This window comes from Micromonospora sp. CNZ286 (genome assembly GCF_014207755.1).
This window is the reverse complement of sequence record NZ_JACHIZ010000001.1, coordinates 7,048,226-7,060,978: the sequence shown is the minus strand read 5'-3', so window position 1 is coordinate 7,060,978 and position 12,753 is coordinate 7,048,226. Positions and strand designations below refer to the sequence as shown.

The following is a 12,753-nucleotide window of genomic DNA, read 5'->3' as shown; positions in this document are numbered from 1 at the left end:
TGCCGCCGGCCGGCACGCGTGGCGCCGGCCGGCGGTGGTGCGTCAGCTCGTGGCCAGCGCCGCGTCGGAGGAGAAGACCAGGCCGACGCTCGCCGAGCCGGTCTTCAGCGCGTTCTTGGTCTGCGGGCCGCCCGCGTCCAGCGAGCTGAACGAGCCGGCCTTGAAGTCGTAGGCCTCGACCAGACCGGCCTGGCACTTCGGCCGCTGCGGGCACTCCGGCGGCCCGGCCAGCACGGTGGCCTGGCCGGAGCACTTGGCGGCCAGGTCGGAGAGCGTGGACACGCCGTACTTGTCGGCGAACGCCTTGGTGACCGCGAACGCGTTCTGGTCCTGCGCCTGGGACGGCTGGCCGAAGACCAGGCCGGCCTTGTCACCCTCGGTCTTCAGCGCCGCGACCGTCTTGTCCAGCTCCGGCGAGGAGACGGGCTGGGCGTCCTTGCCGTTGGCCTTGGTGTTGAGGAACTCCGCCATGGTGGCGGCGTACTCCGGGACGACCTGGATCTGGCCCTTCTCCAGGGCCGGCTCGTAGAGCTCCCGGTTGCCGATGGTCTGCACCTTGACCTGGTAGCCGGCCGCGGTGAGCGCGATCTTGTAGAGCTCGGCGATGGTCTGGCTCTCGCTGAAGTTGCCGGCACCGACGGTGATCTGACCGCCCGGGCCCTTCTCGATCCCGTCGGTCACGCCGTTGGCGGAGGCGAACTCCTGCGCCGCGACCTGGGGCGTCTTGCGGTCGACGTCGACCGCCCGGTTGAGCTGGATCAGCTTCGGGGTGTCGAGCTTCGCGGAGACCTTGTCCAGCGCGGCGACGAGCTGCGGCGTGGCCGCCTTCGCGTTGATCGCCGGGATGACGTTGTCGGTGTTCTGGAGCTTCTTGTCGTCGGTCAGGACGACGAGCTGGTCGCCCGCCACCGGGGCACAGCCGGCCCCCGAGGCGCCCTGCTCGGGCGCGTCGGTGCCGGACGAGCCGGCGTCGCCGCAGCCGGTGAGGAGAACAGCCGCAGTGAGTGCGCCGAGCGCCCCCGCGGCCAGTGTCGTACGCGCGCGCATCAGTGCCCGCCTTCCGTGTCCCGGCGCGACCCCCTCGGGCCGGCCGCGTGTCCGACGGGCGATCCGGACGGCCACCCGCGACTCCAGCCAATATCCTCCGGACCCGACCGACAAACTCGGAGCGGTTTTCGTCATCCGATCGTCACCGACGGCTCAGTTGCCGGTCGTCGCCGCCGTCGCGCGGCGGTTCGCCCGCGTGCGTTCCCGGCGCAGCGGGCGGGGCGTGACCACCCGCTCCACCAGCGCGAGCACCCCCTCGACGAGCAGCGCCAACCCGGCCACCAGCACCCCGCCGGCGATGATCTGACCCCCGCCGGCGGCGATGTCGAGCCCGAACCCGGCCCGGATGATCTGGCCCAGCCCACCGCCGTTGACGAACGAGGCGAGCGCGGCGGTGGCCACCACCTGCACCGCCGCGGTACGGAAGCCGGCCGCCAGGTAGGGCACCGCGAGCGGCAGCTCCACCCGCCGCAGCACCTGCCCGCCGGACAGACCCATGCCCCGGGCCGCGTCCCGGGCCTCCGGGTCGGCCTGCCGCACCCCGGTGAACGCGTTCGCCAGCAGCGGCGGAACCGCGAAGACCGCGAGCGCCACCACCACGGCCGGACGGCCGAAGCCGAGGAACGTCAGCGGCAGGATGGTCAGCAGCGCCAGCGTCGGGATCGCCAGTGTGACGTTGGAGACCAGCAGGACCAGCCCGCCGCCCCGGCCGCTGTGCCCGAGCCACAGCCCGATCGGCCAGGCCACCAGGCAGCCCAGCAGCACCGCCAGCGCGGACATGCTCAGGTGCTCGCCGAGGCGGTCCAGCACGCCGCCGGGGTTGGTCCAGTTCAGCGGGTCGTTCAGCCAGACCACTGCCTGCTCGACGGGGTTCACCGGGCGGACCTCCCGCGCAGCCAGGGGGTGAGCAGGCGGCCCACGCCCGCCAGCACCAGGTCGAGCACCAGCGCCAGCAGCACGCACAGCACCGTGCCGGCCATGATCTGCGCCTTGTAGAAGTTGTTCTGGAAGCCCGCGAAGATGAGCTGCCCGAGCCCGCCCCGGCCGACCACCACTCCGACCGTGACGAGCGCGACAGTGGACACGGTCGCCAGCCGTACGCCGGTGAGGATGCCCGGTAGCGCCAGCGGCAGCTCGATCCGGAACAGCCGGCCCCACCTGCCGTACCCCATGCCCTCGGCGGCCTCGCGCACCTCCGGGGGCACCTGGTTCAGCCCGGCCAGCGCGTTGCGCACGATGACCAGCAGCGCGTACAGCGCGACCACGGTGAGCACTGTGATCGCGCCGATCCCCAGGTACGGCGCGAGGAACGCGAACAAGGCCAGCGACGGGACGGTGTAGAGCACCCCGGTCACCGCCAGGATCGGGGCCGACAGCGACCGGAACCAGTACGCGAGCACCGCGAGCGGCAACGCCACCAGCGCGGCGATCACCACGGCGCGGGCGGTCAGCCAGGTGTGCTCCCGCAGCGCGGCGAGGATCGTGTCAGAGTTGTCCCGCACGTACTGCCAGGAGAACCACGGATTACCCGGGTCGGCCCGGTAGCTCAGGTGGAGGGACACACGTGGACGGTACCCCGGGAGGCACCGCCGGAGGCGGCGCGGCGTCGATCACGCTGGAGGGCATCCGCAAGCGCTACCCGGACGGCACCGAGGCGGTACGCGAGCTGAGCCTGGAGGTCGCCGCCGGCGAACTGGTGGTGCTGATCGGCCCGTCCGGCTGCGGCAAGTCGACGGTGCTGCGCATGATCAACCGGTTGATCGAGCCGACCGACGGGCGGATCCTGCTCGGCGACGACGACGTCACCCGGGTCGACCCGGTGGCGCTGCGCCGCCGCATCGGGTACGTCATCCAGAACGTCGGCCTGTTCCCGCACCAGACCGTCGCCGCGAACGTGGCGACCGTGCCGGGGCTGCTGGGCTGGCCGAAGCAGCGGACCCGGGACCGGGTCGGCGAGCTGCTGGAACTCGTCGGCCTGGACCCGGCGCAGTTCGGCCGGCGGTACCCGCACGAACTGTCCGGCGGGCAGCGGCAGCGGGTGGGCGTGGCCCGGGCGCTGGCCGCCGATCCGGTGGTGCTGCTGATGGACGAGCCGTTCTCGGCGGTGGACCCGATCGTCCGGACCCGCCTGCAGGAGGAGTTCCTGCGGTTGCAGGCCGAGGTACGCAAGACGATCGTGCTGGTCACCCACGACCTCGACGAGGCGGTCCGGCTGGGCGACCGGATCGCGGTGCTGTCCGAGGGCGGCCGGCTGGAGCAGTACGACACGCCCGCCGCGCTGCTCGGCTCGCCCGCCTCGGCCTTCGTCCGCGAGTTCGTCGGCGCCGACCGGGGCATCCGGCGGCTGGCCGTGACCCCGGTGACCCGCGCGGTACTCGACCCGCTCCCGGCCGACGGCGGCACCGGCCTGCCCACCGTGGCGCTCGGCGACTCGGCGTACGACGCACTCGGCGCGCTGCTCACCTCCGGCGCGGAGCACGCGGTGGTGACCGAGGAGGGCCGGGCGGTGGGGCTGCTCACCCGCAACCGGGTGCTGGCGCTGGGCGCCGTGGACTGAGGTCAGGCCCGGCCGCCGAGGCTGGCCAGCCCGACGATCCAGCCCGCGAAGAAGCCGTACGTGACGCCGGTGCTGGCGGCCTGGAACGCGGCGAACAGCGAGCCGTGCGGGCCGAGGAGCGTGGCGAGCAGGGCGCTGAGCCCGCCCGCGAGCGCGTACGCGCCCCAGCCGGAGAGGAACTGGCTGCCCGAGGACGTCACCCGGTCGACCTGCGGCCCGGGCAGCAGGTACAGCAGTGCCGCCGCAAGCACGAGCAGCAGGATCGCCCGCAGGTTGGTGGCGAACACGCCCTCGTCGGCCTGCCACCGCCAGAACGGCCAGGCGAGCAGCCGCAGGAACCAGCCACCCGCGCCGGTCGGGTCGGTGCCCCGCTGCGCCCAGTCGACGTACATCGGACTGCCGCCGACGGCGACGAGCAGGAACGCGGCGAGCGTGCCGGTGCCGGCGGCCGTGCCGTACCGGGGGACGGTGCGGGGGCGGTTGCTCAGAGCCATGCGGCGGTCAGTTCCCGGCCGGTCCCGCCGGGCAAACCTGCGCAACCGGTCGGCAGCCGTCGGCCGACGGGCAGTCATCGACCTCAGTGCTTCATCAGGTAGTCGATGAAGGCGGCGCGCAGCAGCGGCGCGGACTCGTCGTAGCCGTGCCCGGTCAGCTCACGCCAGAGCGCGTTCGCCTCGTCGATGGTCGGGCCGATCGAGTTCGGCGCGCCGTCCAGCGCGGCGGCCTCGTCGGCGTTGGGCAGGTGCCGCAGGACCGACCAGAAGAAGCCCACGTCGCGGCGGTCGCGCGCCAGGTTGAACGCCTGCTCGCGCAGCTCCTCGGTGGAGAGCTTGTCGAGCTCGTCGAAGGTGCGGCCGCCGGGGGCAGGAGTTTCGGTCATGCCGCCGAGCCTAACCGGAGAGATCAGTCCGGGCGCGCCGGACGCACGGCCATCGCCGGGGTCAGCGGTCGTCGGCGTCCCAGCGCCGGGGTTCGTTGTCCCAGCGCGGGGCCTCCCATGCCTCCACCGGGGTGTCGTGCTGGCGTACCGGCAGCACCGACGGCCAGGCGTCGGCCGGCTCGGGCGGCGGAGTCATCGTCCAGCCGCCGCTCAGCGCGCCGTCCCGGGCCGGGCGGACCGGGCCGAGCGGACCCGGCGGTGCCGGGCGGGGACGGCCGAACGTCTCGACCAGCCGGGTGACGAGCAGGCCGACGCCGAGCACGGCGCCGCCGAGCGCCCACCGGCTGACCGTCCAGCCGTGCGGCACGGTCCAGGCCAGGAACACCACCACCAGGCAGACCGCGAACAGGGTGCCGAAGATGCCGCCGCGCCGCCCGTACGCGCTGGTTCCGGCGAGCATGACCGTGCCGACCGCCAGCACGGTCCAGTCCAGTCCGGTGCCGGGCGCGACCTGGCCGTCTCCGTTCGCCGCGATCAGCACGCCGCCCAGCATCGCCAGCACGGTGGACCCGACGAGCGCCAGCGCGGTCACCGTGGCGGCCGCCACGCCGCGCCGCCGGGCCGGATCGGCGACCGGGCGGAACCGGCCGATCAGCCGGCGTACCGGTTTCATCGCGGCGAACAGGCCACCGAGGACGGCGACCGCGGCGAAGCCGACGAAGAAGTACAGCGCGCTGCCGCGCGGGTCGTAGTCGCCCTGCACCGTCACCGGCGCGGTCCGCCGTTCCAGGTAGACGATCACGCCGGCCGCCCCGGCCAGGCTCGCCGCCCATCCGGGCACGTGCAGCACCACCACGGCCAGGGCGAGCGCCAGCCCGGCCGCGGCCGCGATCGCCAGCGCCGGCAGCAGCGCCTCCCGCGTGCCCCGGTCGCCCTGCTCGGCGAAGTGCAGCGCGGCGGCCAGCGCGACCGGCCCGATCGCCAGGTTCACCGCGCCGGCCCGCAGGCTCAGGCCGGCGGCGAGCGTGAGCAGGCCGAGCGCCGCCACGTCGACGAGCAGCGTCTTCAGGGAGCCGCCGCGCAGCGCGTCCGAGTCCTCCCGCCAGAGCAGCCAGGCCATCGCGACCAGACCGGCGAGCAGCACGAACTCCCAGAGCACGTGCACCGCGATCCGGTCCCGGCCGGGTTCGCCGTGGGCCGGGTCGTCGAAGACGTGCTCCAGTACGGCAGCGGGCACCCCGGACGACGTCTCCGGCGGCGCTGTCCGGCCCGCATCGTCGTACGCCATTGGCTCGCGCCTCCCCCAGGTGGCCGCGTCCGGCCCACGGGCGGGCGGACCGGTGGCGGCCGTCGCTCTCCGGTCGCCAGGGACGGTACCGCCGGGCCGGGGTGGGGGGAACCCTCAGAGACGCCCGCGGGGCGTCTCCCGGTCACCCGGCTCGCGGTCCTCGTCGTCCTCCTGCTCCGGCACCCGGCAGGAGCGTTCCAGCCAGAGCGCGGCCGCGACCAGCGCCAGCGCGGCGATGAGGCCGCCGAGCGCGGCCGGCCGATCGTTCATGGCCGCGTTGGTCTGTTCCACGAACAGCCAGCCGGTCAGCCCGGCGTAGAAGCCGGCGAAGATGGCCCCGGCCAGCGCCGACGCCTTGGCCAGCACGACGAACCGGGCGACCAGCAGCGGGTTGACCGGCTCCCGGCCGGGCCGCCGCTCGATCCGGCCCCGGGTGTTCACCGCCGCGTAGCCCTCCAGCACGGCCAGCCCGGCCAGCGTGATCACCGGCAGCCAGGGCAGGTCGGAGCCGAGGTCGCCGTAGAAGCTACTGATCAGCAGCCAGGCCACCGCGGCGGCGGCCAGGCCGGCCACCACGAGCGTGGAGGCCCGGGTCGGCCCCATCCGGAAGCGGTCGGGCCCCTGCGGGGAGCGGTCGGTGCTCACCGCACCTCCTCAGCTCGCCACTGCCGGGCCACGATCCACCGGGTCATGTGTCCGACTCTAGCGTCAGATCGGGTCGCGGGCTCAGTTCCAGGGCGTCCCCGGCGAGCGGCTCGGCGTTGAGCAGATCGGTCAGCCAGCCGTGCCCAGGCAGCCGGCCGTGCGGCTCGATGTCGATCCACGGGCGCAGCACGAAGGCGCGCAGGTGGGCCCGGGGGTGCGGCAGGATCAGCTCGGGGTCGTCGCGGAGCACCGGCTCGCCGGCGTCGTCCCAGACCGCGATCACGTCCACGTCCAGCGTGCGCGGCCCGTACCGGCGCTGCGGGTCGCGGTCGCGCCCGGCCGCCGCCTCCGCGGCCCGGGCGCGGGCCAGCCAGTCCTCCGGCGCCGCCGCCGGGTCCGCGACCATCACCGCGGCGTTCAGGTACGCGGGCTGGTCGGCGTCCCCCCACGGTGGAGTCTCGTAGACGCCGGAGACCACGAGCACCCGGTCGCCGAACGCGGCCACCGCGCCGCGCAGGTGGCCGAGGCGGTCGCCCAGGTTGCTGCCGATCGACAGCACGGCCCGGGTCATCGGGTACGCCTCATCGTGACGGCGACGTCCCGGAAGGCGTGCGGGATCGGGGCCTCCGGCTTGTGCACAGTCACCGTGGCGGCGGCCACCAGCGGCTCGGCCAGGCAGACCGCGAGCAGCCGGTCGGCGAGCGTCTCGATGAGGTTCACCGGTTCGCCGGTGATCACCGCGACCAGGCGTTCGGCGAGTTCGCCGTAGTGCACGGTGTCGGTCACCTCGTCCGAGCGCGCGGCCGGGCCCAGGTCCAGTTCGAGTACCGCGTCGACCACGAACTCCTGCCCCTGGGCGCGCTCAAAGTCGTACACGCCGTGGCGGCCGTGCGCGCGCAGGCCGGTCAGCTCGATCCGGTCGGTCATCTGTCGCCTCCGCTCGTGCCGGTGGCCGCTTCCGCCGGCCGGGTGCCGCCGGTGGCCGCCGCGGTCCGCGGCGCTGTCGCTTGCCGTGGGCCGGTCGCGGTGGCGAGCCGGGGGCTGCCGGTGGCACGCCAGACGGCGAGTGCGTCGGCGGTGCCGCGCACGTCGTGCACGCGTACCCCCCAGGCGCCGGCCGCGACGGCGAGCACGCTCGTCGCGACGGTCGCGGCCTCCCGCCCGGCGGTGGGGCGGGGTTCGCCGGCCGGGTCGGCGAGCAGCCGGCCCAGGTAGGACTTGCGGCTGGCCCCGAACAACACCGGGAAGCCCAGGTCGACCAGCTCGGGCAGGCGGGCGCTCAGCGCCCAGTTGTGCGCGGCGGTCTTCGCGAAGCCCAGGCCCGGGTCCACGATGATCCGGTCGGCGGCCACCCCGGCGGCGAGCGCGGCGTCGACGCGCCGGCTCAGCTCGTCCCGGACCTCGGCCACCACGTCGGTGTACGTGGCCAGCTCCCGCATCCCCCGGGAGTGCCCCCGCCAGTGCATGAGCACCCAGGGGCAGCCGGCGTCGCGGACCACCCGGGCCATGTCCGGGTCGGCGAGGCCGCCGGAGACGTCGTTGACCACGTACGCGCCGGCGGCGAGGACGGCCTCGGCGACCCGGGCGCGGCTGGTGTCGATGCTGACGAGGATGCCGGCGGCGCTCAGCTCGCGGACCACAGGCAGCACCCGGGCGGTCTCCGTCGCCGCGTCGACCCGCTCGGCGCCGGGCCGGGTGGACTCGCCACCTACGTCGATCAGGTCGGCACCGTCCCCGCGCAGTCGCACCCCGTGTGCGACTGCCGCGTCCAGATCGGCGTATCTGCCGCCGTCGGAGAAGGAGTCGGGCGTGACGTTGAGGACGCCCATCACCACCGGGGTCTCCGCCCGTACCAGATCGGTCACGGACCCGACAGTACCGTTCGCCGGCAGGGCTTCCGGCCACCGGGCGAGCGCCCGACGCGGCACCCCTGACGTGCGCATTGGAACAGGTGTACGATCGGTCATCCGGGCCGTCGAGGGTCGACTCTTCACGGCTTGTCGCAAAGGTGGCCGGGCCGTACGCTTTGGAATTGCCCAGCATCGAGATGGCGAAGCCTGGAGGGAGGGCCGAAGCGGGAAGAATCCCCCCAAAACTCACCACTCTGCGTGGTGGGTGACGGACTCAGCGTTGACGGCGCTGTCTCTGACGAGCACCATCCCGCCAGGCTTGCCTACTTGCACCAACGCGGCGCCGCCGGCCGCGACCTTGGGGAGGTTTCCAGTGATCGCCATCGAGCTCATGGCAACGGCGTCCAGTGCCGTGGACCACGCGCTCCACACCCTGGCGTCGACTCCACTCGCCGAGCCGGCACCGAAGGGCATCGACACCGACAACGTCGTCACCTTCTTCGCCAGCAAGATCGCGCCGATCCTGCTCGCGGTCCTCGGGGTGATCTTCATCGGCCGGGCCAGCCGGGGTGAGATCTCCAAGGTGCTGACCAGCTCGGCCATCGCCATCATCGGCCTGGCCTTCATCGCCGGAGCGGCAACACTCTTCTTCGTCGGCGACTACCTGATCAACCTGATCTTCGAGTAGGGCGCTGGGCGACGATGCGGCTGCGCACCGACGACGACATCTACCGGGCACGCCTCGTCTACCTGGGGCCGCCCGGGTACACCCTTCCCGTCCACCTGCCGTACGCCCAGTACGGCCTGTTCATGCTGCTCGTACCCCTCTACATGTTCATCCACTGGTTGTTCACGCTCCAGGTCGAGCTGTTCCCCGCCTGGGAGATCTCGCTGGCGATCGTGACGACCTCGTTCATCTTCCGGTACGTCGACCCGGACCGGCCCGCGCGCATGGTCATCCGGACCGCGCTGACCGACTGGCGACGCACCCGGGAACCGGCCACCGAGCAGCGGGATCCGCGGCTCGTCGCGAGCCGGATCAGGATCCGGGAGGAACTGGCATGACCGGGCGTACGACAACCGTGCAGACGAACGACGCGGGTGAGGCGGTCGCATGAGTCGCTCTTCCACGCCGGGTTCCCCGGCCGGGCGCCCGGCCGGGCCCAACGGTAACCGTGCGCGATCGTTCGACTACCCACCGGACGAGGATCTGGACGAGGTCGTCCTCGACAGCGCGCTCGTCACCAGCCCCGGGCACAGCCGCGTCGGCGTGTTCCAGCCGCCGCGACCGATGACCCCGCGCGAGCCGGTACGCCCCGACGGCGACATCGACTCGCCCTTCCTCGACCTGTTCGGCGGTGCGCAGCCCCGCCGGCGGCCCGCCGCGTCCACGCCGCCCGCACCGGTCGAGCCGGTGGTGGCGCCACCCCGCCGCGGCGTCGGCCGCGAGCCCCTGCCGATCCCGCACCAGCCCGCCGTGCCGGTCGAGCCGGCGCCCCGGGCCGAGCCGGAACCGCCGGTCCGCGAGCAGACCCCTGGGGTACGCGCGGTCGGGCGACCCCGGCCCGAGCCCGTGCACGCCGCGCCGCTGCCGGTCGAGCCGCCCCTGCCCGACCCGCCGGCCGCGCTCGCCCCGCCGCCGCCGTCGCGTAGCCGGGTGCCGCAGCAGGCCGGTGACCGGCTGCCCGCGCTCCGCCCCCCGGCCGAGCCCGAGCCGGCGCTCCCGCCGCCCCCGCAGATCCCCGCCCCCGCGCCCGCCGAATACCGGGAGCCGGATCTCGCTGCGGCAGACCCGCTCGCGGCCGGCGCGGCACCGTCGCGTGAGGTCGGCCGTCCTGTGCACCGCGAGGTGACGCCGCCCCGGCAGCGCACGCCGGAACGCCGCAACCGGCCGACCAAGCCGGTCCGGGTCCGCGCCCCGAAGATCAAGTTCGGCGACCGGGATCCGTCGGTCGAGCTGGCCATCACCGAGATCGCCGGGCACCTCACCTTCACCCCCAACACCGTCACCGCCTGGTACTGGCTGCCCGAGGTGCGGTGGGCGTTCCGGCCGGACGCCGAACGCGAGGCCCTGCTCTCGGCGATCTCCGAGCAGTACGCCGGACTCGCCGGGTTCCGGCTGCACCTGCGCCGCACCACCCGGCCCTTCCCGGCCGACGAGTGGGCCCGCACCATCGACGCGCACACCGCCGCGCCGCTGCCCGACGTACCGGGCACCACCGGCTGGGCCGACCACCTGGTCGCCGCCCAGCGGCACCTGATGGCGGTCAACCACGCCGAGGGCCAGACCTACCTCGGTGTCACGTTCGCCCGCCGGTCGCTCGGCGACTCGCTCACCGAACGCCTGCTGCGCACGTTCGGGCGGGGCACCGCCGACGGCGAGCGGCGCCGGCTGAGCCGTACCGTCGAGCAGTTCGACGAGGTCCTCGGCGCGTTCGGCATGCGCGGGCGCCGGGTCACCGCGCCCGAACTGGAGTGGCTGCTCTACCGCTCGGTGGCGCTGTGCATGGCGCCGCCCGGCGTCCTGTCCCCGATCACCAACGGCCGGTGGGAACGCGGCGACCTGCTGGCCCTCACCGAGCAGGTCGAGCGCTACCGCACCCCGTACGGCTCGACGGTGAAGCTGGTCAACCGGATGACCGGCGAGGAACGCCACGTCGCCGTGCTCGCGGTCGGCCGGATGGAGCCGCTGGAGATCCCCGAGCGGCACGAGCCCTGGCTGCACTTCCACGAGCGCCTGCCGTGGCCGATGGAGCTGTCCACCCGGGTCGACATCCTCGGCCCCAACGACTCCTTCCGGAACCTCGAACACCGGCTCCGGATGATCCGCTCCCAGCAGCTCGACTACGCCGAGCACGGCATCGACGCCCCGCCCGAGCTGGAACGGCTGGCCAAGCGCGCGCTGGTGATCGGCGACGAGATGACCACCGGTCTGCCCGTCGACTCGGCCCGGGCACACGGCTGGCACCGGATCGCGGTCGGCGGGCGTACCCGGGAGGAGTGCCTGGAACGGGCCCGGCGGCTCATCCAGCTCTACTCCCGGGAGCTGCGGATCTCGCTCCAGCACCCGAAGAACCAGGACTGGCTGGCCCGCGAGTTCATCCCCGGCGAGCCGATCGCCAACACCGGCTACGTCCGGCGGATGCCGGTCAACCTGCTCGCCGCCGCGCTGCCCCAGGCCGCGTCCACAGTCGGCGACCGGCGCGGCGACCTGATCGGGCGGACCGCCGGCACCTGCCGCCGGCCGGTCTTCCTCGACCTGCACTTCCCGATGGAGGTACGCGAGCGCTCCGGCCTCGCCGTCTTCGTCGCCGAACCCGGCGGTGGCAAGTCGACGCTGCTCGGCGCGCTCGGCTACCTGGCCGCGCGCCGCGGCGTGCAGGTGACGCTGCTCGACCCGTCCGGCCCGCTGGCCCGCCTCTGCGCCATGCCCGAGCTGGCTCCGTACTCCCGGGTGCTCAACCTGACCGGCTCGGAACAGGGCACGCTCGCGCCGTACGCGCTGATCCCGACGCCGCTGCGCAGCGAGTTCGGCGCCGGTCCGGCGGGCGACCGCGAGTTCGAGATCGCCGTGTCGAACGCCCGCGCCGAGCGCCGGATGCTGGTGCAGGACATCTGCATGATGCTGGTGCCGCCGCAGGTGGCCCGGGAGGCGTCCACCGCCACGCTGTTCCGGCACGCCGTACGCCAGGTGCCCGCCGAGGAGACCTCCACGCTCGACGACGTGGTGACCTGCCTCCAGGGGCTCGACGACGACGCCGGGCGCGAACTGGCGCACCTGCTGCTCGACACCGCCGAGATGCCGCTGGCCATGCTCTTCTTCGGCCGGCCGCCGGAGGGGCTGCTCGGCGCCGACGCCGCGCTCACCGTCATCACCATGGCCGGTCTGCGGCTCCCCGACCTCAAGATCGAGCGGGAGTACTGGTCGGCCGAGGAGGCGCTCGCGCTGCCGATGCTGCACACCGCGCACCGGCTCGCCGTACGCCGCTGCTACGGCGGGTCGATGTCCTCCCGGAAGCTGGTCGGCCTCGACGAGGCGCACTTCATGGAGGGCTGGCGGTCCGGGCGCTCGTTCCTGGTGCGGCTCGCCCGCGACTCCCGTAAGTGGAACCTGGCAGCGCTCGTCGCGTCGCAGAACCCGAAGGACATCCTCGGACTCGACGTGCAGAACCTCGTCTCCACCGTCTTCGTCGGCCGGATCGCCGAGGACAGCGAGATCGCCTCCGAGGCGCTGCGCCTGCTGCGGGTGCCTGTCGACGACGGTTACGAGGCCACACTCGCCTCGCTCTCCCAGGCGGACAGCGGATCGGCCAACCGGCTCGGCTTCCGCGAATTCGTCATGCGCGACGTCGACGGGCGCGTGCAGAAGGTCCGGGTCGACGTGTCGTACGTCGACGGGCTGCTGGAGCACCTGGACACCACCCCCGCCGCGGTCGCCCAGGCCGCCGGGATACTGCCGACCGTCCTGGCTGATCTGGAGGCGTGA

Annotated in this window: 14 protein-coding genes; 4 read left to right on the top strand and 10 right to left on the bottom strand. The window is 73.8% G+C overall.

The annotated features are described in order from the left end of the window. Positions 1-42: 42 nt before the first annotated feature. The 3 genes from FHX31_RS31840 to FHX31_RS31830 form a co-directional block, all read right to left on the bottom strand. Positions 43-1,047 (bottom strand): glycine betaine ABC transporter substrate-binding protein, encoded by a 1,005-nt coding sequence (locus FHX31_RS31840; RefSeq protein WP_184977684.1) that lies wholly within the window; start codon positions 1,045-1,047, stop codon positions 43-45. 153 nt (positions 1,048-1,200) lie between these two features. Beyond that, positions 1,201-1,923 carry an ABC transporter permease gene (locus tag FHX31_RS31835; protein ID WP_013475008.1) on the bottom strand — a complete coding sequence of 241 codons (723 nt, stop codon included), beginning with the start codon at positions 1,921-1,923 and terminating at the stop codon, positions 1,201-1,203. Continuing rightward, a complete protein-coding gene (locus FHX31_RS31830) occupies positions 1,920-2,609 on the bottom strand; it encodes an ABC transporter permease (protein WP_013288967.1) in 690 nt (229 codons plus the stop codon). The genes FHX31_RS31835 and FHX31_RS31830 overlap by 4 nt, the downstream gene beginning before the upstream one ends. Before the next feature lie 2 nt (positions 2,610-2,611). Between FHX31_RS31830 and FHX31_RS31825 the strand changes: the two genes are divergently transcribed. Continuing rightward, positions 2,612-3,604: an ABC transporter ATP-binding protein gene (locus tag FHX31_RS31825; protein ID WP_013475007.1), complete on the top strand. Its 993-nt coding sequence runs from the start codon at positions 2,612-2,614 to the stop codon at positions 3,602-3,604. A gap of 2 nt (positions 3,605-3,606) precedes the next feature. Here the strand turns inward: FHX31_RS31825 and FHX31_RS31820 are convergent, their stop codons facing one another. The 7 genes from FHX31_RS31820 to folP all read right to left on the bottom strand — a co-directional run bounded on the left by FHX31_RS31820 (position 3,607) and on the right by folP (position 8,282). Continuing rightward, positions 3,607-4,098, bottom strand: a complete 492-nt coding sequence (locus tag FHX31_RS31820; RefSeq protein ID WP_013475006.1) for a hypothetical protein — start codon at positions 4,096-4,098, stop codon at positions 3,607-3,609. 83 nt (positions 4,099-4,181) lie between these two features. Beyond that, positions 4,182-4,484, bottom strand: coding sequence for a hypothetical protein (locus FHX31_RS31815; RefSeq protein WP_013288970.1), 303 nt, complete (start codon positions 4,482-4,484; stop codon positions 4,182-4,184). Positions 4,485-4,545: 61 nt separating this feature from the next. Next, the gene (locus tag FHX31_RS31810; protein WP_030273726.1) at positions 4,546-5,772 is read right to left on the bottom strand and encodes an ABC transporter permease; all 1,227 of its coding nucleotides are present in this window, start codon (positions 5,770-5,772) and stop codon (positions 4,546-4,548) included. 114 nt (positions 5,773-5,886) lie between these two features. Continuing rightward, positions 5,887-6,375 (bottom strand): DUF3180 domain-containing protein, encoded by a 489-nt coding sequence (locus FHX31_RS31805; protein ID WP_085983675.1) that lies wholly within the window; start codon positions 6,373-6,375, stop codon positions 5,887-5,889. A gap of 85 nt (positions 6,376-6,460) precedes the next feature. After that, the gene (gene folK, locus FHX31_RS31800; protein WP_184977683.1) at positions 6,461-6,988 is read right to left on the bottom strand and encodes a 2-amino-4-hydroxy-6-hydroxymethyldihydropteridine diphosphokinase; all 528 of its coding nucleotides are present in this window, start codon (positions 6,986-6,988) and stop codon (positions 6,461-6,463) included. Continuing rightward, entirely contained in the window at positions 6,985-7,344 is a 360-nt protein-coding gene (folB, locus tag FHX31_RS31795) for a dihydroneopterin aldolase (protein ID WP_043327897.1), read from the bottom strand. Before folB ends, folK begins: the two co-directional genes overlap by 4 nt. Next, the gene (gene folP / locus FHX31_RS31790) at positions 7,341-8,282 is read right to left on the bottom strand and encodes a dihydropteroate synthase (protein WP_176739758.1); all 942 of its coding nucleotides are present in this window, start codon (positions 8,280-8,282) and stop codon (positions 7,341-7,343) included. Before folP ends, folB begins: the two co-directional genes overlap by 4 nt. A 358-nt stretch (positions 8,283-8,640) precedes the next feature. Here folP and FHX31_RS31785 point away from each other — a divergent pair, with 358 nt between their 5' ends. From FHX31_RS31785 to FHX31_RS31775, 3 genes are read left to right on the top strand one after another with little or no spacing between them, the layout of a single operon-like run. After that, a complete protein-coding gene (locus FHX31_RS31785) occupies positions 8,641-8,955 on the top strand; it encodes a hypothetical protein (RefSeq protein WP_013288976.1) in 315 nt (104 codons plus the stop codon). A 14-nt stretch (positions 8,956-8,969) separates the two neighbouring features. Next, positions 8,970-9,332 carry a hypothetical protein gene (locus tag FHX31_RS31780; RefSeq protein ID WP_013288977.1) on the top strand — a complete coding sequence of 121 codons (363 nt, stop codon included), beginning with the start codon at positions 8,970-8,972 and terminating at the stop codon, positions 9,330-9,332. A 49-nt stretch (positions 9,333-9,381) separates the two neighbouring features. Beyond that, positions 9,382-12,753 carry an ATP-binding protein gene (locus FHX31_RS31775; RefSeq protein WP_184977682.1) on the top strand — a complete coding sequence of 1,124 codons (3,372 nt, stop codon included), beginning with the start codon at positions 9,382-9,384 and terminating at the stop codon, positions 12,751-12,753.